The sequence below is a fragment of the Nocardia transvalensis genome (assembly GCF_015477765.1).
Classification (GTDB): Bacteria; Actinomycetota; Actinomycetes; order Mycobacteriales; family Mycobacteriaceae; genus Nocardia; species Nocardia transvalensis_A.
In genome coordinates this window covers 175,133-195,451 of record NZ_JADLQQ010000006.1, presented here as the reverse complement: position 1 = coordinate 195,451, position 20,319 = coordinate 175,133, and the positions used below count along the sequence as shown (strand labels likewise).

Here is a 20,319-nt window from a genome sequence, read left to right as displayed (position 1 = left end):
CCGCTAGAGCGGCTTCGACAAAAACGTCCGCGGCGGAGCCATATACCCCGCCCGCTCATAAAGCCGCACAGCCGCAACATTTTCCGGCCGCACCATCAAGTGCAGCGCCCGCGCCCCATGCCGCCGCGCAGTCTCCTCCACACACCCCAGCGCCACCCGCCCCAGCCCGCGCCCCCGAACGCCGGAAACGAGATACAGCTCGGTCAAGTACGCGTCACGCCCGTTCCACTCCAAATCGAAACCCCAAGTCACCACGAAATACCCGACCACCGAATCCGATTCGCTCAACAGCCCCACCACACCCAACTCGACATCCGAGATGAGCGCCCGCAGCGCGTCCTCCCCGGCCGCCCGCGCCCACGCAATCCCTTCCCCCCGATTGAAGTCCTCGATCATCGAACACAACACCCCGACGTCCTCGACCGACGCCGTGCGCACAACCAGCGCCCCAGTCACGACAACCCCTATCCCGCACTCCGCTGCGTCCACACATCATCGCCCTCGCCACTTCCAATCGCCTTTCGCGGAAACTCGCGAGAACCCCGCCCCGGCGCCCTAGGGGGCGCCGGGACGGGGTATGTGGTGGCACCGACCCAGCCGCGTGTGACAGTCCCCAAACCCCACCGGCAACACGGTGCTCAGTCCACCCGAACACATGGTGAACCCGACCCCGTCCTCACCCCTACAGCAGGCGCCCCAATCCCCGCCCGGCAGCAGGCCCCTCGTTCCCCGTCCTGCCACAGGGCAAGTTCATTCCCCGTCCTTGCGGCCCCTGGGGCCGCAAGGACGGGGTCTACAGCTTTACCAAGGTGCGGCTGTATTGGGGGATCAGGCGGATCTTTCCGGCCGTGCCGAAATCGATGGTGACTGTGGCCAGGGAGCCGAAGCCCTCGGCGGCGATCACTCGGCCCAGGCCGTATTTGTCGTCGCTTACTCGGTCGCCTACGGCCAGGACCAGATTGGTGTTGTTGCGTTTGCCCGTGCTGCTCGGGGCGGGGCGTTTCGGGCCGCCGTCGCGCAGGCCCGGGCGCTGGGACCAGCCGTCGCCGCGGGTCCAGTCGCGTTCCAGGCCGTCGTCGTCGCCGCGGCGGCGGAAACCCCGGCCGGTCTGCGTATTGGCCGGTTCCAGGCGCTGCCAGTCGATCAGATGGCCCGGAATCTCCTGCAGGAAGCGGGATTCCGGATTCGACACCGGCTGGCCCCAGCCGGAACGCACCACCGCGCGGGTCAGATACAACCGGCGCCGGGCGCGGGTGATCCCCACATACGCGAGGCGGCGCTCCTCGGCCAATTCGGCCGGGTCACCGAGGGCACGCATATGCGGGAACTGGCCGTCCTCCCAGCCCGTGACGAACACGACCGGAAACTCCAGCCCCTTGGCGGTGTGCAAGGTCATCAGGGTGACCACCCCGGCGCCCTCGTCGGGAATCTGGTCGGTGTCGGCGACCAGCGACACCCGCTCGAGGAAGGCCGCCAGCGAACCGGGCTCCGGCTCCCCCTCCGCGGCCTCGGGCAACAGACCCTCCGCCCGGGCCGCCTCCACATTGTTGCGCGCCTCGGAACTGAATTCCCGTGCGACGCTGACCAATTCGTTGAGGTTGTCCAAACGCGCGCCGTCCTGCGGATCGTCGGATGCCTCCAGCTCGGCGCGATAGCCGGTCTTGTCCAGCACCGCCTCGACCACATTGCCGACGTCCGGGAACTCCATATCCTCCTGAGTGCCCGCGGCCCGGATCTCGTCCAGCAGATCCATGAAACCCGCGATCGCCCGCTGCGCACGCGTGTTCAGCAGGGCAACCTTGCCGTCCGCGGCATCCCGCAGCGCCTGCGCGAAACCGATCCCCCGCTGCTCGGCGTGCACCGCCACACACGCCTCGGCGCGATCCCCGATCCCCCGGCGCGGGGTGTTGAGGATGCGCCGCAAACTCACAGCATCGTCGGGATTCTCCAGCACGCGCAGGTAGGCGACGATATCGCGAACCTCCTTGCGCTCGTAGAAACGGACGCCGCCGACCACCTTGTACGGCAGCCCCATCCGGATGAAGATCTCCTCCAGCGCCCGGGAGTTGTTGTTGGTGCGGTAGAACACCGCCACATCGCCGTAATTGCACTCGCCCTGGTCGACCAGCCGATCGATCTCCCGGGCCACGAACGAGGCCTCGTCGTGCTCGTTGTCGGCGACGTAGCCGACGATCAGGTCGCCCTCGCCCGCGTCGGTCCACAGCTTCTTCTCCCGCCGACCCTCGTTGCGGGAGATCAGCGCGTTCGCGGCGGACAGAATGTGCTGGGTGGACCGGTAATTCTGTTCCAGCAGAATGATTTCCGCATCCGGGAAGTCGCGCTCGAACTCCTCGATATTGCGAATGGTGGCACCGCGGAAGGCATAGATGGACTGATCGGCATCACCCACCACGCACAACTCGCTGGGCGGCACCGACTCCCCGCGCGGGGTGAAGTCGGGATCGGCCGCCGCGGCCCCGGCGTCGGCGTCATCGAGCGCCGCATGGTGCCCGACCAACTCCCGGACCAGCACATACTGCGCGTGGTTGGTGTCCTGGTACTCGTCGACCAGCACATGCCGGAACCGGCGCCGGTAGTACTCGGCCACCTGCGGGTGGTTCTGCAGCAACGCCACCGTCTCGCCGATCAGATCGTCGAAGTCCAGGGCATTGGCCGCGCGCAGGCGACGCTGATACTCACGGTAGACGTCGGCGACGATGCGGGGCAGCTCACTCTCGTCGGATTCCGCGTCGGCGGCCGCGGACTCGGGGTCGATGAGTTCGTTCTTCAGATTGGAGATGGCGGTGGCCAGCAGGCGCGGGGAGTACTTCTTCGCGTCCAGGTCCAGATCGCGCACGATCATCGCGAGCAGGCGGCGCGAATCGTCGGCGTCGTAGATGGAGAAGTTCGAGTTCAGGCCGGGCAGCAGGGCGGCCTGGGTGCGCAGAATGCGCACACAGCTGGAATGGAAGGTCGACACCCACATGCTGGCGGCGCGCGGGCCGACCAGACCCGCCACGCGCTCGCGCATCTCGGCGGCGGCCTTGTTGGTGAACGTGATGGCCAGGATCTGACCGGGCGTCACGCCGCGGGCGGCCAGCAGGTAGGCGATGCGGCGGGTCAGCACCGCCGTCTTACCCGACCCCGCACCGGCCACGATCAGCAGCGGCGAACCCGTGTGCAGGACCGCCGCCCGCTGCTGCGGGTTCAGCCCCTCCAGGAGGCGTTCGGCTGCCTCGGCCTTGTCGTCTCGACCCTTGTCCGCGCGCCCGCTCCGCGCCCTGTCAGCCACCGTCGTATCCATCGCCCATCCACGCTACCGGCGGGGACCGACACGGATGTAGTCCCATCGCATTCTCAGCGGTCTCTCAACTGAAACTGTTTTGCTTCGCTTACCCCCCGTGGCAGACTGGCCACATGACCAGCGCTCACGCGACCTCTGCTGTCCGGTCGACCACTGGCTATCGTGGTCACCGACTCTGCACCTGAGCGCACACTTGTCCGGGGGGACGATGAACGGCCTGCCGGGTCTGATTCACGGTGAAAGAACCGATCGGTAACGGGTCGGGGCCGCCTGCCGATCGACGTTCTGACACGAGGAGAGATATATGAGCGAGCGCAGCGAGCGAGCAATCGACGCAGCCACCTTGGTGGTCATGCCGGAACCGAGCGCCGGGGAGGTGGAGGCATGAGCACCTCCACGACCGCGACCGGGTCCGATTCCGCGCTGCCCAGCAACGAGGCGGAGATCGAGAAGCTCCGCAAGGAAATCGACCGGCTCGACGCGGAGATCCTCGCCGCGATCAAGCGGCGCACCGAGATTTCGCGGATCATCGGCCGCACCCGGATGGCCAACGGCGGCCCCCGCCTGGTGCACTCCCGCGAGATGAAGGTGCTGGAGCGTTTCAGCGAGCTCGGCCAGGAGGGCCACACCCTGGCCATGCTCCTGCTCCGCCTCGGTCGCGGCCGCCTGGGCCACTGACCGAACCACCGGACCACGCGGCGTTCCGGCGAGCACCGCGACCTCGGGCCGTCCCGGGTGATGTCACCCCGGGGCGGCCGTTTGTATCCGGGCGTGGCGACACGCGCTCGGATCGATCCTGTCGGTGGTCGTGGGTACTCTGGCGGGACGTTCGCAGGGGCCCAGTCCTCGGGGGCCACAACATGATTGGGGGAGATTGATGGCCACTCTTGACCGCCGAGTCACCGCGCTCGAAACCAAAGTGCGCGACGTCGAGAACGGGTTCAACGAAGCGCTGTACCTGAACACCCGAGAACTCATTCGGACCCAGATCACCCTTGCCGAACTGGCCGCACAGTCCGGGGTACGGCTGGCCTCCGACGAAGCTGTGGACGCAAGGCTGGAGGAACTGAGTTGAGGGGCGCCGCGACAGTGAGCGACTGATGGCACGGTGGTGGGCCCGGGAACCGGGCCCACCACGCTCGGGGTTACGGCAGCGCGATGTATTTCGTCGACAAGTACTCGTCGATGCCCTCGAAGCCGCCCTCGCGGCCGAAACCGGACTCCTTGACACCGCCGAAGGGGGCGGCCGGATCGGAGATGACGCCGCGGTTGACGCCCACCATGCCGCTTTCCAGGCCCTCGGCGATGCGCAGGGCGCGGTCCAGGTTCTGGGTGTAAACGTATGAGACCAAGCCGAATTCGGTGTCGTTGGCGGCGGCCAGGCCCTCTTCCTCGGTGTCGAAGCCGATGATGGGGGCGACCGGGCCGAACACCTCTTCGCGCAGAATGCGGGCCTGCGGGGGCACGTCCGACAGGATCGTGGCCGGGTAGTAGTAGCCGGGGCCGCCGGGGGACTTGCCGCCGACGCGGACCTGAGCGCCCTTGGCGACGGCGTCGTCGACCAGTTCGGTGACGGTGTCGAGCTGGTCCTCGTTGATCAGTGGGCCGAGGGTGGTCTCCGGGTCGGTGCCCGGCCCCAGCTTCACCTTCTGCACGGCGGCCACGAACTTCTCGGTGAACTCCTCGCGCACCGAGTTGTGCACATGGAACCGGTTGGCGGCGGTGCAGGCCTCGCCGCCGTTGCGCAGCTTGGCCAGCATGGCACCGGAGACCGCGGCATCGACGTCGGCGTCCTCGAACACCACGAACGGGGCATTGCCGCCGAGTTCCATCGAGGTGCGCAGCAGGGTGCCGGCCGACTTCTCCACCAGCTTCTTGCCGACCCCGGTGGATCCGGTGAAGGTGAGCTTGCGCAGGCGCGAATCGTTGATCAGCGGTTCGGTGACGGCGCCCGAACGGCTACTGGTGATCACCGACAGCACCCCGTCGGGCAGTCCGGCCTCGCTGCACAGCTTGGCCAGCAGCAGCATGGTCAGCGGCGTGGCCGAGGCCGGTTTGACGATCATGGTGCACCCTGCGGCCAGCGCCGGGCCGATCTTGCGGGTGCCCATGGCCAGCGGGAAGTTCCACGGCGTGATCGCCAGGCAGGGACCGACCGGCTGCTTGTGGACCACGATCCGCCCGACGCCCGTGGGCGCGGTCTGGTAGCGGCCGTGGATGCGGACGGCCTCCTCACTGAACCAGCGGAAGAATTCGGCGCCGTAGCGCACCTCGTTGCGGCTCTCCGGCAGCGCCTTACCCATCTCCAGGGTCATCAGCAACGCGAAGTCCTCGGTGCGCTCGATGATGCGCTCGTACACCGTCCGCAGAATCTCCCCCCGCTCGCGCGCAGGCTTGGCGGCCCACTGGTCCTGCACCGCGACCGCGGCGTCCAGCGCCCGCACGGCATCCTCCGGCGTAGCGTCGGCGACCCGCGTGAGCACCTCCCCGCTGGCCGGGTTCTCGACCGGAAAGGTGCCACCCCCGGTGGCATCGACCGGCCCGCCGATCCAGAGCTGAGTAGGAACGGATGCGAGAAGTTCACTTTCGGACACCATGCCCCCAGCGTAGGCCCGCACGTCCCCCCACGACCCCGCATCGCGCGGCCCAGCGACGAACTGTCACCCATCGCCCCAGCCATCGACGAACTGTCAGTCACCGCCCTCCCCATCAGCCGGCGACGAAGGGATGCGCGACGGGTGAACAGAACCCGGACGCCGAGTGGCGAGGTCGCTGCGCGCAGGGTGACGAAGTCGATGGTTACCTGCGCGGGGGCTTGGTGAGCTGTAATCTCGGCCAACCGCCCAGCCAGCGACATCACCGCCATACCTGCACGAGAGCTTGGCGAGCTGTAATCTCGGCCAACCGCCCAGCCAGCGACATCACCGCCATACCTGCACGAGAGCTTGGCGAGCTGTAATCTCGGCCAACCGCCCAGCCAGCGACATCACCGCCATACCTGCGCGGGGGCTTGGTGAGCTGTAATCTCGGCGTACGTGAGCAGCGACATCACCGCGACGGCGGCCTGGCGGAAACTGCACGATCACTATTCGGCCGTGGCCGAACGGCATCTTCGTGAGTTCTTTGCCGACGATCCGGAGCGCGGGCGGGAGCTGACCGTCCGGGTCGCGGATCTGCACATCGACTACAGCAAGCATCGCGTGACCCGGGAGACCCTCGATCTGCTGGTCCAGCTGGCCGAGGCGGCGCGGGTGCCCGAGCGCCGCGACGCCATGTTCGGCGGCGAGCACATCAACACCTCCGAGGACCGCGCGGTCGGCCACGTGGCCCTGCGCCTGCCCGCCGGGACGTCGATGACCATCGACGGCGCCGATGCGGGCGCGCAGGTGCACGACGTCCTGCGCCGCATGGGCGAGTTCACCGATGCGCTGCGCTCGGGCCGGTGGCGCGGCGCCACCGGCGAGCGCATCAGCACGGTGGTCAACATCGGAATCGGCGGCTCCGATCTGGGCCCGGTGATGGTGCATCAAGCGCTGCGGCACTACGCCGACGCGGGAATCTCCGCCCGCTTCGTCTCCAATATCGACCCCGCGGACCTGACCGCGAAGCTCGCCGACCTGAACCCGGCGACCACGCTGTTCATCGTTGCGTCCAAGACGTTTTCGACGCTGGAGACGCTGACCAACGCGACCGCCGCCCGGCGCTGGCTGGTGGCCGCCCTCGGCGAGGACGCGGTCGCCAAGCATTTCGTGGCGGTGTCCACCAACACCGAGCGCGTCTCGGCCTTCGGTATCGACACGGCCAACATGTTCGGCTTCTGGGACTGGGTCGGCGGCCGCTATTCGGTCGATTCCGCCATCGGCCTGTCGGTGATGGCAACGATCGGCAAGGAGCGTTTCGCCGAATTCCTGGCCGGTATGCACGCCGTGGACGAACATTTCCGGACCGCCCCGCTGGCGGCCAACGCGCCGGTGCTGCTCGGCATGCTCGGCGTCTGGTATTCGAACTTCTTCGGCGCGGAATCGCGTGTGGTGCTGCCGTATTCGAACGATTTGGCCCGCTTCCCCGCCTACCTGCAGCAGTTGACGATGGAGTCCAACGGCAAATCGGTACGCGCCGACGGCACCCCGGTCACCACCTCCACCGGCGAAATCTTCTGGGGTGAGCCGGGCACCAACGGCCAGCACGCGTTCTATCAGCTGCTGCATCAGGGCACCCGCCTGATTCCGGCCGATTTCATCGGATTTGCCCGCCCCACCGACGATCTCCCCACACGCGACGGCACGGGCAGCATGCACGACATCCTGATGAGCAACCTGTTCGCCCAGACGAAGGTGCTCGCCTTCGGCAAGTCCGCCGACGAGATCGCCGCCGAGGGCACCGACCCGAAGCTGGTCCCCCACAAGGTCATGCCCGGAAACCGCCCCAGCACAACGATTCTCGCGCAGCAGCTGACCCCCTCGGTGGTCGGCCAGCTGATCGCGCTCTACGAACATCAGGTCTTCGTGGAGGGCACCATCTGGGGCATCGACAGCTTCGACCAGTGGGGTGTGGAACTCGGCAAACAGCAGGCCCTCGAACTCGAACCCCTGCTCGCCTCCGCCGAAGACCCTGCCCCCCAGTCGGATTCGTCCACCGACGCCCTGATCCGCTGGTACCGCTCCCATCGCTGACCCGGGTACCGTCGCGATCATGACCTCGGTTGCACAACATCTGCTGTGGTTCCTGCCGATGCTGTGGCTGGGTATGGTGCTGGCGATCTCCTTCCTGGAGGCGCCGCTGAAGTTCCGGGCCCCCGGTATCACCCTCGCCCTCGGCCTGGGCATCGGCCGCCTGGTTTTCCGCGCCCTGAATACCGTCGAATCCGCCCTGGCTGCCGTACTTCTCGTCTCGGCCGCGACAGTCGGCGTATCCGGCGCCACCTGGACCTGGCTGATCATCGCGGCCGTCCTCTTGGCCGTGCAGATCCTCGTCGTCCGCCCACCCCTCACCCGTCGCTCGAACCGCGTCCTGGCAGGCGAAGAAAGTCCCCGCTCCACCGCCCACTACTGGTACATCGCCCTCGAGCTTTTGAAGGCCATCACCCTCATCGGCCTCGCCCTCACCACCACCCCCTGACCCCGAAGGTGGGATCTCTGGGCCCGGAATTGGGGGCGTGTTCCCGCTGCCTTCACCTGACATCCTGGTCTCAGGAGGAAATTGCACACGGGGGACACCATGACCGTTCGCGTTCGCGCGGCCGCACCGGCATTCATTTCGACCGCCGACCTCGGGCCGCTGCAGAATCTGCCCGGAACCTGGATGGGAGCCGGGTTCAGTGTGGCGGAACTTCCGGATCGTCAGGGCGGCAAGCCATTTCGTGTCAAGACCAACGCCACTCGCGAGATTTTGACCTTCACCGAAATCGGTGCGCCCATTCCCAACCGCGGAAACGACCAGGACGATATCGTCTTCCGCGGCCTGCATTACCTCCAGCAGATCTGCGACGCACACACCAACGAGGCATTGCACGTGGAGAACGGGATGTGGCTTTTCATCCCGCCCACCACCGCCCCACCCAGCGGCGAAACACTGGTGCGCATGGCCAGCATCCCGCACGGGAACACCGTGCTGGCCCAGGGCACTCCGGTGCCGGGAGCCTGCGGCGCACCCGACATCCCGCCGCTGGACTCCACCCCCGCCGGATTCACCTTCGGTGACGGTCATTTCCCGCCACCCGGCACCCAGCTCCCACCCGGCGTCCCGGAGCAGGCTTTGCGCGACCCGTCGGTGGTCCTCACCGACGCCCTCAAGGAGAAGACGGTCGTCCACACCACGACCCTGGAGGTCCGCGCCGGAACCGGCGGCATCCGCAACGTCGGTTTCATCACCACCAATGCCGACGCGACCGCCCTGTCGTCCACCTTCTGGGTGGAGACGCTGCGCCTCGCGGACGGCAGCGAGACCCTGCAGTTGCAGTACAGCCAGCGGTCGATTCTGCGCTTCCCCGCAGGCCCCGATCCGGCGAAACCGGTCGACTGGCCCCATATCCAGGTCGCCACGCTCGTGAAGCAGTAGGCGACCTCGGCCGCCCCGTGCAGCTACTCCCCCTTCAAGCACGGGGCGGCCACCCGGTCAGACGTAGGCGCGCTCCAGAATGGCAGTGGTGTCCACGCCGGTGGGCAGCGTCCCGAACGCGATACCCCAGTCACCGCCGAACCGACTGGCGCAGAACGCATCCGCCACCGCGGCGTGTCCATGGCGAACCAGCTGCGCCCCCTGCAGCACCAGAGCCATCAGCTCGACCACGCGACGGGCCCGGTATTCGATCTCGCCGAGATCGGTGAGCTCCTTGCCGATTCGATCGATCGCATCGTCGAGATGACGATTGGCCCCGCGTGCCAGCGACACCTCATTGAAGTACGCCTCCACCGTCTCGGGCTGGCGGCCCATGGCGCGCAAAGCATCCAGCGCGGCCACATTGCCCGATCCCTCCCAGATCGACATCAGCGGAGCCTCCCGATACAGCCGTGGCATGCCGGAATCCTCGACATACCCGTTGCCGCCCAGACATTCCAGCGCCTCGGCGGCATGGGCCGGCGCCCGCTTGCATACCCAATATTTGGTGACGGCCAGCGCGATCCGGCGCAGCGCGGCTTCGGCGGGATCGCTCGAGGCGCGATCGGTGGCCCCGGCGAGCCGCATCATCACGGTGGTCGCGGCATCGGATTCGATCACCAGGTCGGCAAGCACATTGCGCATGGCCGGCTGGTCGATCAGCTTGGCGCCGAAGGCTTCCCGATGCCGCGCGTGATGCGTCGCGAACACCACACCGGCGCGCATCCCGGTGGCCGAACCGATCACACAGTCGAGCCGGGTCATGTTCACCATCTCGATGATGGTCTTCACGCCCGCGCCCTCCTGGCCGACCAGCCAGCCGACGGCGTTCTCGTACTCGATCTCCGACGACGCATTGGACTTGTTGCCCAGCTTGTCCTTGAGCCGTTGCAGCCGTAGGGCATTGAGCGTCCCGTCGGGCAGCACCCGCGGCAGCAGGAAACAGGACAGGCCGCCGGGTGCCTGGGCGAGAGTCAGGAACATATCCGACATGGGCGCCGACGTGAACCACTTGTGCCCGACGATGCGGTAGCTGCCATCGGAGTGCGGTGTGGCGGTGGTGGTGTTGGCCCGCACATCCGAACCACCCTGCTTCTCCGTCATGGACATGCCCGCGATCAGGCCCGCCTTGGCCGACGGTTCGCGGAGCCCGAAATCGTAAGTGCGAGAGGTCAACAGCGGTTCGTACTTCGCCGAGAGCTCACGGTTGTGACGCAGCGCCGGAATCACCGCATAGGTCATGGAGATCGGGCACATATGCCCGGCGTCCGCGATGCCCCAGGTGTAGAACTTGGCAGCGCGGGCGACATGCGCGCCGGGACGATCGTCGGACCAGGGGCTGCCGTGCAGTCCGTGCGCGATCGCGACTTCCATCAGCTTGTGCCAATACGGGTGGAACTCGACCTCATCGATGCGGTGCCCGTACCGGTCGTGGGTGTGCAGCACGGGCGGGTACTCGTTGGCCAGCCGGCCCCATTCCTGCGCCTCGGCGCCGCCCGCGAGTGCACCCAATTCGCGCACCTCGGCCTCCGCCCAGCCCGCCCCCTCGCGGTGCAGCGCCTCGATCAGCGCCGGATTGCGGGAGAAGTCGAACGGAACGATGTCCGGAACCTGATTGAATACTTCATGGGTGGGCATGCGGGACACTCCTATTCGTGCAGCCCCAGGGCGCGCAGGGTGAAGGCGACGAGCTCGGGCACCACCGATTCGCTCTGCAGCGCCTCGGCCAGCGGTCCGACCAGGACCTCACCGATGGCGCCGACCAGGGCGGTGGCGCTGGTGCGTGGATTCTGCGGTGGCAGTTGGCCATTCGCGACACCGTCGGCGATCGCGGTCTCGAAGGTTTCGGCAAAGGCACGGCGGAACCGCAACCGCTCGGTGTCGACGGCGGCATCGACCGGCTCGGCCAGCAGCACATAGGCCAGCTTCGGATTCTTCAGCGCGCGACCGGCGAAGGTCTCCACCGCGGCGGTGACCCGCTCGACGATGGTGCCCTCGGCCCCGGCCGCCGCGACGGCCGCCACTTCCCGGCTGACGACTTCGCGGAACACCGCCGTCACCAATTCGGCCTTACCGCTGAAGTTCTTGTACACCGTGCCGGTGGCCACGCCGGCCTCGGCCGCCACCGCGGCCATGGACAATCCGGAGAACCCGTCGCGAGACAGCACCTTCATTGCGGCGTGCGTGATCGCGCCCGCCTGCGCATCGAGTCGGGCCTGGACTGCCGGGGTTCTGCGGTAGGCCATGCAAGAAGTGAACCATTAATTCACTTCTTGACGCAAGGGTGGGTTTACGGCGTATGGTCGACCCACCCGAGACGACAGTGAGGCAAGGCCCCATGAGCGAGCGAACAAACAACACAGTGCGCCTACGCGCACGGCGGCGTCGAGCGCCAGCGAGGTGACGTCATGAGCGTACGAATCGAGCGCAACGGCCCGGTGTTCACCGTGATCCTGGACCGGCCGCGTGCGCGCAATGCCGTGGACGGACCGACGGCGGCGGCATTGGCCGACGCGTTCCGAGAGTTCGATGCCGAACCCGAGGCGGCGGTGGCGGTGCTGTGGGGTGCGGGCGGCACCTTCTGCGCCGGCGCGGACCTGAAATCGCTTGGTACCGAACGGACCAACCGCGTCGCCGAGGATGGTGACGGCCCCATGGGCCCGACCCGCATGCAGTTGTCCAAGCCGGTGATCGCGGCGGTCTCCGGATATGCCGTGGCCGGTGGGCTCGAGTTGGCGCTGTGGTGCGACCTGCGGGTCGCCGAACAGGACAGCACCTTCGGCGTGTTCTGCCGACGCTGGGGTGTGCCGCTCATCGACGGCGGCACGGTCCGGCTGCCGCGCATCGTCGGCGCGGGCCGGGCGCTGGACATGATCCTCACCGGCCGCGCGGTCGGGGCTCCCGAGGCACTGCAGATGGGTCTGGTGAACCGAGTCGTCCCGCCGGGCGAATCCCGCCGTGCGGCAGAGGAACTCGCCGCCGAACTGGCCTCCCTCCCACAGACCTGCCTGCGCTCGGATCGCCTGTCCGCACTCGAGCAGTGGGGCCTGGAGGAGGAACCCGCGATCCGCAACGAGTTCCGCCACGGCCTCACCGCCTTGTCCGACGCCGAGGGCGCGCTGGCCGGTGCCCAGCGCTTCGCGGCGGGCGAAGGCCGCCACGGCCGACCCGCCTGACCAGCCCCGCCGTCGGGAGTGCCGATACTGATCTCATGGGCAGGCTGACGGTCGTCGATGAGATCTTCTTGCGGACGCATCGGGGGATGGGGACGCCGATTGCGCTGCAGGGGCTGTGGCGGACCACCGGGCGGGTGGATATCGAGTTGTTGCGGGAGGTGCATGGGGCACTTCGGGTGGGGCCGTTGGGGCGGCGGGTCGTGCGGCCGCGGGTGCCGGGGGCTCGACCGTACTGGCGACCCAACCGCAGCGCCCATCCCCTGCGCGTGGCCGAGCGGCCGATACCGGCGGACGGGCTGCTGGAGTGGGCGGATGCGCAGGGTTTCGATCTGGATCCAGAATTCGGGCCGGGCTGGCGGCTGGCGACGGCGCGGCTGGACGACGGCGGTTCGGTGGTGTCGCTGACGTGTTCGCATGCCCTGGCCGACGGCCGCGGGCTGGTGATCGCCGTCGATAACGCGCTGGCGGGTACTGCGGTGACGGAACATGCTGCGGTGCAGTCGGATTGGGCGGATGCTCGGCGGCAATGGTCTGTCGTGCTGAACGGTACCGCGCGGGCGTTGCGCCGCGGCATTCCCTCACGCCCCGAAGCCCCTGCTCCCAGAGTCGCCGGTACCGAGGCGGCGACCCACAGCGCGGTGCTGCAGATTCCGGCCGCCGATTGGGAACTCACCGCGGCAGCACGGGGCGGCACAGCCAATAGTTTGTTCGTGTACGTGGTGGCGAAGATGCTGTGGGACAGCGGCTTTCCGGAGCCGACCATCTCCGCAAGCCTGCCGGTCGACACCAGGGACGAACCCCACGTGGACAACGACATGGCCATGACGGAGGTCACCGTCACCCGCGCGGACACACCCGCGACCTTGCGCGAAAAGTGCCGCGCCGCCTACGAACACCGCATGTCCAGCCCCGGCGCCCTGCCCGAGGAACTCCTCCAGGTCCTCCCCGACCGCCTGTCCTACACCCTCTCCCGCGGCGCAGGCGAACGAGACATCCTGTGCTCCAACATCGGCCCCCTCCCCAACTCCCTATCCCGCCTGGGTCCCCACCGCTGCACCGGCGTAGCCGCCCGAGCCATCCACCCCGGCCTATCCCCCACCCACCTCCCCCGCACCCACCTCTCCGCCTACCTCTCCCGAATCTCCCACACCTACACCCTCGCCTTGACCACCCTCGACCCCACCCGCATCCACTCCCCCAAGGCCCTGAAAGACCTCGCCACCACCACCCTCACTACCCTCGAATTACCCACCACCCCTTGGTAACCCACATCTCCCCTGTCTGCCCGGCCCTGGGGGGCCGGGCAGACAGGGAATCGGACCTCACTCCCCCAGACCGCAAACCCTATTCCCGTGGGCCCGCGATCTCATTCCTGCGGGCCGCAATCTCATTCCCACAGGCCACAATCCCAATCCCGCAGGCCGCGACCCCAATCCCGCAAGCCACAACCTCATTCCCACAGGCCACAATCCCAATCCCGCAAGCCGCGACCCCAATCCCGCAAGCCACAACCTCATTCCCACAGGCCACAACCTCATTCCCGCAGACCGCGACCTCATTCCCACGGGCCACAACCTCATTCCCGCAGGCCGCGACCTCATTCCCGCAGGCCCGCGACCCCAATTCCGCAGGCCGCAATACCATTCCGGCGGGCCGCAATCTCGTTCCCCGTATCCCCGGCCCCCTAAGGCCGGGGATACGGGGCATCAGAACTTCCGCGGCTACAGTTCCCCCGCCTCTCGGCGGCGGTCGAGTTCGGCTTGGCGGGCTTGTTCCTGGCGGCGGGCCTCGCGGCGTTGTTCCTCCGCGCGTTCGCGGAGGCGGCGGAGGAAGGCCTCGTCGTCTTCCGGGTTTTGGGCGATGTAGCGGCCGGGGCGGTCGTATTCCGGGTAGGGCGTGGTTGTCGGGCGGGGTCTGGTCGTGGTCGGGCGGCCGATCAGGAGCCAGAGGATCGCGCCCACGGTGGGGAGCAGGATCACGATCAGCAGCCACAGGCCCTTCGGCAGCTGTCGGATCTCCGATTCCGGGCTCATGATCACATCGATCAGACAGTAGACCCACAGGACCAGGGTGATCAGGCCCAATACGGCATACGGCACCCCGTCACCTCCTTCGCGCCGCGGAGCTCCCCCGCTGTTCTCTCTGCCATATATCGGACAGGTCGAATCACCGTTGCGTCACACGGCACCCGGCTCTTCCCCCGCCACGACCCGCCCATCGAGAACCGCCTCGACAGCGCGATTGCAAGGATCGTATAGCACCGAGCCTCCCCCGTCTCCCTGTCCTACACGGGAATTCGATCCCCCGCTACGCGGGCACGGACGTAATCGGGCACATCGACACCCGGCTTCAAATCCGCATTCGGGGCAGGGGTACCGAAAAGGGTGTGCACCGGCAGCACACCGGCCCACACATCACTGCCCAGATCCTCCGGGTCGTCGCCCGAATCACCGGTCCGAGTCTTCACCGACGCCTCGGTCAGGTCCAGGGCCAGCACCCGGGTCGCCGCGAGTTCCTTCTTCGTCGGCGGCCGCACGGTCTCCCACGCCCCGGGCGCCGCATGCTCGACGACGGCCCGTAGCGCATGCAGCCGCTCCTCGTGATCGGTGACCTCGACAGGCCGCCCATGAATGACCGCCGACCGATAGTTCATCGAGAAGTGCATGGCCGACCGGGCATACACGACACCGTCGAGCAGGGTCACCGCCACCGAGACATCACCGGTCATCGCGGCCCGCAGATTCCCGGCACCGGTGGAACCGTGCAGGTAGAGGGTGTCGCCGTCACGGCCGTAGGTGGTCGGTACCACCACCGGGGAACCGTGCAACAGCACACCGACATGGCAGATCAGGGCCGCGTCGAGAATCGCGTCCAGCACGGCGCGATCGGTGGCGGCGCGACCCGGGTAGCGGGTGACGGTGCTGCGCGACGTCGGCGAGAGCGGGGTCCGGGCGGAAACTGACTCGGTCATGGGATCATGATTCCGTCGGCTAATGGCATTCTTGAATGGCCAATTCGCCGAAATTTCGAAAGACCACTTCGCATGAGTGACGCCTTGCACGAGCTCCCGCTCACCGTGGACCGCGCCGCATCCATCCCGCTCGCGGTGCAGGTGGCCGACGGTCTGCGAGCCGCCGCGACAGCGGGCAGGTTACGCGGCGGCGACCGATTACCGTCCTCCCGCGCGCTCGCGACCCGGCTCGGGGTGAGCCGCACGGTGGTCACCACGGCCTACGACCAGTTGCACGCGGAGGGGTGGCTGACCGGTCGCCACGGCTCGGGCACTTATCTCACGGCCTCCCCGACCCCGATGCCCGAACAGCCGACGACCACCACCGCACCGGATTCCGAAACCGCCCCTCTCGATCTGGCCGCGGGCGCACCCTGTGTGGAGGCCATCGACCGCGCCGCGTGGCGTCGTGCCTGGCGGGCCGCCGGTGATCGAATCCCTATGGTGCGCAAGGATAGAGCGGGCGATCGCGACTATCGAACGACGGTCGCCGAACACCTCTTGCGCCACCGCGGCCTGGGAGCAGGCAGCGACACCGTCGTGCTGGCAACCTCCGGCGCGAGTTCCGCGGTCGGCGAGCTGGCCTCCGCATTACTGAGCCCCGGTGACACCGTGGCCATGGAGGAACCGGGCTATCAGCGGGCGGTCGGCGCCTTCCGAGCGGCGGGCGTGCGCGTCCTCCCGGTGCCCGTGGACGCGCACGGCATGCGTGTGGAAGACATCCCCTCGGGTGTGAAAGCGGTGTATTGCACACCGGCGCACCAATTTCCGCTCGGCGCCCGCATGCCCGCCGCCCGCCGCATCGATCTCGTCGAATTCGCCCGACGCACCGGAGCATTCGTCATCGAGGACGATTACGACGGCGAACTCCGCTACGACACCGCCCCTTTGCCACTCCTGGCGACACTGGGCCCGGACGTGGTCGTGCATCTGGGAACGACCTCGAAGATCCTGTCCCCGGTCCTCGGCATCGGCTGGTTGGTCGGTCCACCGCAGGTAACGAAAGCCATACTGTCCCACCGTGAATCGACCGGCACCGGACCGGCCCCCGCCGGGCAGCATGTGGTGGTCGACCTGGCTCGCCACGGTGACCTGGCCCGCCATCTGCGCCGCCTGCGGCGTGAGATGCCACCCCGCCGAGCCGTCGTGGTCGCCGAACTACGCCGCCGCGGCCTCGAGATCGTCGGCGACGACGCCGGTTCCCACGTCATGACACCGCTCCCCTCGGCCGCGGCCGAACATCAGGTCGTCACCGCGGCCCGCCACCACGGCGTCGCGCTCGACGGCCTCGGCCGCCACCATATCGGCCCGCAACGCACCTTCGGCATCGCCCTGGGCTACGCCGCCGTGGCCCACGCGGACCTGGAGGTCGCCATCCGCATCGCCGCGGACTGCCTGGCGAGCTACGGTCAGCCCACCGGCCGACCCGCGAAACGATCTGCCAGATAGTCGATTCCGCCCTCCATGGCGACGGCGGTGCCTGTCCCGTGGTCGAGCAACGAACCGGGCATCAACGCCGGTCCGCGCAGCTCGCGATAGGTCACGGAGGCACCCGCGTCGGACCACCGCCGCACCAGATCACGCGCCTGCGGCACCGAGATCACCTGGTCTGCGGTGTATTGGACGACAAATACCGGCACCGTCGGCGTGCCGGTGCCCAGATTCTGTTCCGCGAGCAGGGAAACGAACGGCTCCTCGTGGAAGTGCTCCTTCAGCGACCTTCCGTCAGCGGTCAGTGACCGGGTGGGAAGTCCCGAATACCGGGCCAGGCTCTCGATCTGGCATTGGTGGCGAGTCTCGTCGAGAATGCTCCGGCCCTGATCGTTCAGAATCGACCGAATCCGTTCGGCTTGTTCGGGATACGCCGCGATGAGCCCGTTCATTTCGTACGGTGCGTCATAGCCGAGGTTGTCGTCGCGGGCCCAGATATTGTCGAAGGTGGTGCCGAAACTGGTGAGCGGTTCACCCACCGACGCACCGACAATGTTCAGGCCGACGGTGTACTCGGGCATCTCCAGCGCACCGGCCACGCCGACCGCTCCATACGCCGATCCGGCGAACCCGATCGGCGTATCCGGCCCCAGGCCCGCACCCGGCACCGTCAGTGCCGCCCGGGCAACATCGACGAAGGTGTGCGTCTGGTCGAGCTTGTTCACGTACGTGTGCTCACGATTTGCTCCAAGGCCCATCCAATCGGTGATCGCCACCGCCCACCCGCGCGCCAGCAGCGGCGCGGCGAAAACGGGCTCGTACGCGATTCCGTTCCGCAAATTGATCGAGGTGGCACAGCTTCGATCGAGCCCCTGGGTGACCGACGCGGCGTCGACGAGCGGACGCGGACCGGGGCCCGTCCACGGTTGGTCCGGCACCAGCAGGGTGCCCGATGCGGGCACCGATTCCCCACCGGAGCCCGTGCTCGCATAGAGCATCCGCCAGGCCCGGACCGGCATGGGTATATGCGCAACCGGGTCGAGCGCGACGGTCATCGGCTCGGACCGGATCAGTTCTCCGGGTGCGCCCGAGGTCAGCACGGAAGGCGTGTCGTAGAAGGCCGGTGGCTCGGCGTGCGCAGTGCCGAAACCGACGGAGAAGGCGAGCAGAACCCCCAATGATCCGACTCGGCGATTATTCATTGCTGAAGGTTAACCGCAGGGACCGCAATTGGCCCGTCTTCGTAACAGCAGATTAACCGTCATGTGCGCGGTGCCACTGCGAAAGAAACGATTCGCGTCGAAAAGAGTCGATAAAGCGTCATCCGCAATGACGGACCGGATCAGCACATCTCGTATCGAGTAATGGTGCAGGCTGCTTCTCGGGTTTTGCTTGCGAGGTTGCTCGTGCGGTGAAGTTATAGGGTGGGGTGGAGAGCGGCTAGGGCGTGGAAGGCGGCCTTCGGTTGCCAGGGGAGGGCGGGAGGGGTTGGGCCGGAACCGGTTTCGAGGAATTTGACGATGCTGGGGCTGGCTAGGTCCAGGTCGTTGCGCGGGTCGCCGTGGGGACGGTGGGGGAAGCTGTCGAGGGCGAAGAGGAAGACGAAAGTGCTGTCGACGCCTTCCGCGTGGAAGATTTCCAGGAGTTCGCGGAGGTAGGCGGCTTGACCTTCCTCATCTCGGGAGTAGTCGCCGTTCAGGCGGAGTGGGGCACCGGTGTCGTCGTTTTCGACTATCTCCATGCAGCGGGCGCCCTTCTCGCCTGCGCCGCGGTAGGGACAGGTGCCGAATTCGGTTATCGCCAACGGTTTTCCCTGGGCTACGAGGGTGCGTACGCCGTCGCGGAAGCGGTCGGCGACCTCGGCCGAGCGGTAGAGATCTACCGAGATGATGTCGAAAGGGGTCCAATCCACGCGTTCGAGTTGTATCGACGCGTACGTGAGCCTGCCGTGGAAGCGTTCGCGGACGACCGCAACCGCCTTGTCGAGGAAATCGTTGACCCGGGAACTGATTTCGGCGACCCGTTCGCGAAGGTGGTCCGGGTGAAGGAGGAGTTCCAGCCGCTCATCGGTGGTTGTGCCGGGTAGGAAGCCTTTGTTCATCAGGCTCAGCTCGGCGCCGGTGACGAAGACGACCTCCGCGCCTCGTCGCCGCAGTCGCTCGGCGCGTTCGGCGCAGTCGGCGAACAGCGTCAGCAGCTCGTCGGTCGTGAGTTCCAGAGGGTAGGGCGAGAACCACACCTCCAGGCCGAGGTCGGCGGCGATCGTGGCGGCGTGTTCCAGTCGTTCCGGGACGCCGCCGATGATCCGGACCGCATTGCAGTGCAGGTCGTCGCGGATGATGCGCAGCTCGCGTTCGACTCGGTCCGGGTCGAAGGGTTCGCGGCTGGTGGTTCCGTTGTGAAGAAAGCCGGTGTCGTAGGTGATGCCCTTGGCTCGCATGGCGGGCCCTTTCACACAGAGAGAAATAAGGTACTTAACGTACCGTAAATGAGGTCATACGGGCGCGCAAGCCCTTTCGGTAAGGTACGTTCGGTTCCATCGAAGGACGAGAGGCCGCGGGAGGAAGCGATGCGGGAGCCGGGTTCGGGGCAGACGAGGCGGCGCGGCGCGGCGCTGGAGGAGGCGATCCTGCAGGCCGCGGCCGACGAACTCACCGAATCCGGATACGCCGGACTGACCATGGACAAGGTCGCCGCCCGCGCGGGCACCAACAAGAACGCCATCTACCGCCGCTGGCCCAACCGTCTCACCCTGGCCATCGCCGCCTACCGCCAACTGACCACGACGATCCAACCCCCCGACACCGGCAACCTCCGCGACGACACCCTCGAACTCCTCCGCCGCGCCAACCACCACTGGAGTTCCCCCCTCGGCGCGATCCTGCGCGAACTGCTGTCCGCCGCCGGCGGCGCCGCAGAACTACTGTCCCAATTGCCCGAACAGTCCCCCGACGCCATGACCGCCACCTGCCTGACCATCCTCGCCCGCGCCGTAGCCCGCGGCGAGGCCCCACCCGAAGCCCTCCACCCCCGCGTAGCCACGGTCGCAATAGTCCTACTACGCAACGAATTCATCACCCGAGGCGTCCCCACAGCCCCCGACAACGTCCTCACAGAAATCGTCGACGAGGTCTACCTCCCCCTTGTTCGCCATCGCGCCCCAACACCCCACTGACCCAACCCACGGTCGACAACCCAACTTCTCCTACCCGGTTGCGTCCCAACCACTGGCACACCACCGCAATTCAGCCGCGCACCGACCTTCCACCAGGCCCCACAACCCAACTCGGCCCACGCCACTG

The 20,319-nt window shown here is 67.4% G+C and carries 18 protein-coding genes; 9 read left to right on the top strand and 9 right to left on the bottom strand.

All coding sequences use genetic code 11. From position 1 onward, the window contains the following. Positions 1-3: 3 nt before the first annotated feature. Positions 4-456 (bottom strand): GNAT family N-acetyltransferase, encoded by a 453-nt coding sequence (locus IU452_RS18840; protein WP_195110402.1) that lies wholly within the window; start codon positions 454-456, stop codon positions 4-6. Positions 457-793: 337 nt separating this feature from the next. Continuing rightward, positions 794-3,304: a DNA helicase PcrA gene (gene pcrA / locus IU452_RS18835; RefSeq protein WP_195110401.1), complete on the bottom strand. Its 2,511-nt coding sequence runs from the start codon at positions 3,302-3,304 to the stop codon at positions 794-796. 384 nt (positions 3,305-3,688) lie between these two features. Between pcrA and IU452_RS18830 the strand changes: the two genes are divergently transcribed. Together IU452_RS18830 and IU452_RS18825 are read left to right on the top strand one after the other, a co-directional pair. Next, entirely contained in the window at positions 3,689-3,982 is a 294-nt protein-coding gene (locus IU452_RS18830; protein WP_195110400.1) for a chorismate mutase, read from the top strand. Between the two features lie 199 nt (positions 3,983-4,181). Further along, complete coding sequence (locus IU452_RS18825) at positions 4,182-4,379, top strand: hypothetical protein (RefSeq protein ID WP_195110399.1); 198 nt, start codon at positions 4,182-4,184, stop codon at positions 4,377-4,379. A 70-nt stretch (positions 4,380-4,449) separates the two neighbouring features. On the opposite strand, the gene IU452_RS18820 is transcribed toward IU452_RS18825, so the two are convergent. Continuing rightward, entirely contained in the window at positions 4,450-5,901 is a 1,452-nt protein-coding gene (locus IU452_RS18820) for an NAD-dependent succinate-semialdehyde dehydrogenase (RefSeq protein ID WP_195110398.1), read from the bottom strand. Between the two features lie 438 nt (positions 5,902-6,339). Between IU452_RS18820 and pgi the strand changes: the two genes are divergently transcribed. From pgi to IU452_RS18805, 3 genes are all read left to right on the top strand, one after another. After that, positions 6,340-7,977: a glucose-6-phosphate isomerase gene (pgi, locus tag IU452_RS18815; protein WP_195110397.1), complete on the top strand. Its 1,638-nt coding sequence runs from the start codon at positions 6,340-6,342 to the stop codon at positions 7,975-7,977. Between the two features lie 19 nt (positions 7,978-7,996). Next, positions 7,997-8,422: a hypothetical protein gene (locus IU452_RS18810; RefSeq protein ID WP_195110396.1), complete on the top strand. Its 426-nt coding sequence runs from the start codon at positions 7,997-7,999 to the stop codon at positions 8,420-8,422. 99 nt (positions 8,423-8,521) lie between these two features. Beyond that, positions 8,522-9,361, top strand: a complete 840-nt coding sequence (locus IU452_RS18805) for a heme-binding protein (protein WP_195110395.1) — start codon at positions 8,522-8,524, stop codon at positions 9,359-9,361. Positions 9,362-9,418: 57 nt separating this feature from the next. Here IU452_RS18805 and IU452_RS18800 read toward each other — a convergent pair whose 3' ends face one another. Together IU452_RS18800 and IU452_RS18795 are read right to left on the bottom strand one after the other, a co-directional pair. Continuing rightward, a complete protein-coding gene (locus tag IU452_RS18800) occupies positions 9,419-11,038 on the bottom strand; it encodes an acyl-CoA dehydrogenase family protein (protein ID WP_195110394.1) in 1,620 nt (539 codons plus the stop codon). An 11-nt stretch (positions 11,039-11,049) separates the two neighbouring features. Further along, a complete protein-coding gene (locus IU452_RS18795) occupies positions 11,050-11,646 on the bottom strand; it encodes a TetR/AcrR family transcriptional regulator (RefSeq protein ID WP_195110393.1) in 597 nt (198 codons plus the stop codon). A gap of 162 nt (positions 11,647-11,808) precedes the next feature. On the opposite strand from IU452_RS18795, the gene IU452_RS18790 reads away from it, so the two are divergent. Continuing rightward, the gene (locus tag IU452_RS18790; protein ID WP_195110392.1) at positions 11,809-12,576 is read left to right on the top strand and encodes a crotonase/enoyl-CoA hydratase family protein; all 768 of its coding nucleotides are present in this window, start codon (positions 11,809-11,811) and stop codon (positions 12,574-12,576) included. 35 nt (positions 12,577-12,611) lie between these two features. Continuing rightward, positions 12,612-13,841, top strand: coding sequence for a hypothetical protein (locus IU452_RS18785; protein ID WP_228818239.1), 1,230 nt, complete (start codon positions 12,612-12,614; stop codon positions 13,839-13,841). Positions 13,842-14,297: 456 nt separating this feature from the next. Here the strand turns inward: IU452_RS18785 and IU452_RS18780 are convergent, their stop codons facing one another. Continuing rightward, on the bottom strand, positions 14,298-14,675 hold the full coding sequence (locus IU452_RS18780; protein ID WP_195110391.1) for a PLD nuclease N-terminal domain-containing protein: 378 nt from the start codon (positions 14,673-14,675) through the stop codon (positions 14,298-14,300). Positions 14,676-14,860: 185 nt separating this feature from the next. After that, on the bottom strand, positions 14,861-15,547 hold the full coding sequence (locus IU452_RS18775; protein WP_195110390.1) for a pyridoxamine 5'-phosphate oxidase family protein: 687 nt from the start codon (positions 15,545-15,547) through the stop codon (positions 14,861-14,863). A 72-nt stretch (positions 15,548-15,619) separates the two neighbouring features. Here IU452_RS18775 and IU452_RS18770 point away from each other — a divergent pair, with 72 nt between their 5' ends. Next, on the top strand, positions 15,620-17,035 hold the full coding sequence (locus tag IU452_RS18770; RefSeq protein WP_195110389.1) for a PLP-dependent aminotransferase family protein: 1,416 nt from the start codon (positions 15,620-15,622) through the stop codon (positions 17,033-17,035). Here the strand turns inward: IU452_RS18770 and IU452_RS18765 are convergent. Both IU452_RS18765 and IU452_RS18760 read right to left on the bottom strand, forming a co-directional pair. Continuing rightward, a complete protein-coding gene (locus IU452_RS18765; RefSeq protein ID WP_195110388.1) occupies positions 16,996-18,219 on the bottom strand; it encodes a lipase family protein in 1,224 nt (407 codons plus the stop codon). The two genes, IU452_RS18770 and IU452_RS18765, sit on opposite strands and share 40 nt — an antisense overlap. Positions 18,220-18,434: 215 nt before the next feature. Continuing rightward, on the bottom strand, positions 18,435-19,457 hold the full coding sequence (locus tag IU452_RS18760) for a hypothetical protein (protein ID WP_195110387.1): 1,023 nt from the start codon (positions 19,455-19,457) through the stop codon (positions 18,435-18,437). A gap of 129 nt (positions 19,458-19,586) precedes the next feature. On the opposite strand from IU452_RS18760, the gene IU452_RS18755 reads away from it, so the two are divergent. Further along, complete coding sequence (locus IU452_RS18755) at positions 19,587-20,192, top strand: TetR/AcrR family transcriptional regulator (protein ID WP_195110386.1); 606 nt, start codon at positions 19,587-19,589, stop codon at positions 20,190-20,192. The last annotated feature ends 127 nt before the right edge of the window (positions 20,193-20,319 follow it).

Coding starts and splice junctions, on each gene's coding strand:
- pcrA (WP_195110401.1), bottom strand. CDS start 3,304: ATGGATACGACGGTGGCTGACAGGGCGCGGAGCGGGCGCGCGGACAAG.
- IU452_RS18830 (WP_195110400.1), top strand. CDS start 3,689: ATGAGCACCTCCACGACCGCGACCGGGTCCGATTCCGCGCTGCCCAGC.
- IU452_RS18825 (WP_195110399.1), top strand. CDS start 4,182: ATGGCCACTCTTGACCGCCGAGTCACCGCGCTCGAAACCAAAGTGCGC.
- IU452_RS18820 (WP_195110398.1), bottom strand. CDS start 5,901: ATGGTGTCCGAAAGTGAACTTCTCGCATCCGTTCCTACTCAGCTCTGG.
- IU452_RS18810 (WP_195110396.1), top strand. CDS start 7,997: ATGACCTCGGTTGCACAACATCTGCTGTGGTTCCTGCCGATGCTGTGG.
- IU452_RS18805 (WP_195110395.1), top strand. CDS start 8,522: ATGACCGTTCGCGTTCGCGCGGCCGCACCGGCATTCATTTCGACCGCC.
- IU452_RS18800 (WP_195110394.1), bottom strand. CDS start 11,038: ATGCCCACCCATGAAGTATTCAATCAGGTTCCGGACATCGTTCCGTTC.
- IU452_RS18795 (WP_195110393.1), bottom strand. CDS start 11,646: ATGGCCTACCGCAGAACCCCGGCAGTCCAGGCCCGACTCGATGCGCAG.
- IU452_RS18790 (WP_195110392.1), top strand. CDS start 11,809: ATGAGCGTACGAATCGAGCGCAACGGCCCGGTGTTCACCGTGATCCTG.
- IU452_RS18785 (WP_228818239.1), top strand. CDS start 12,612: ATGGGCAGGCTGACGGTCGTCGATGAGATCTTCTTGCGGACGCATCGG.
- IU452_RS18775 (WP_195110390.1), bottom strand. CDS start 15,547: ATGACCGAGTCAGTTTCCGCCCGGACCCCGCTCTCGCCGACGTCGCGC.
- IU452_RS18770 (WP_195110389.1), top strand. CDS start 15,620: ATGAGTGACGCCTTGCACGAGCTCCCGCTCACCGTGGACCGCGCCGCA.
- IU452_RS18765 (WP_195110388.1), bottom strand. CDS start 18,219: ATGAATAATCGCCGAGTCGGATCATTGGGGGTTCTGCTCGCCTTCTCC.
- IU452_RS18760 (WP_195110387.1), bottom strand. CDS start 19,457: ATGCGAGCCAAGGGCATCACCTACGACACCGGCTTTCTTCACAACGGA.
- IU452_RS18755 (WP_195110386.1), top strand. CDS start 19,587: ATGCGGGAGCCGGGTTCGGGGCAGACGAGGCGGCGCGGCGCGGCGCTG.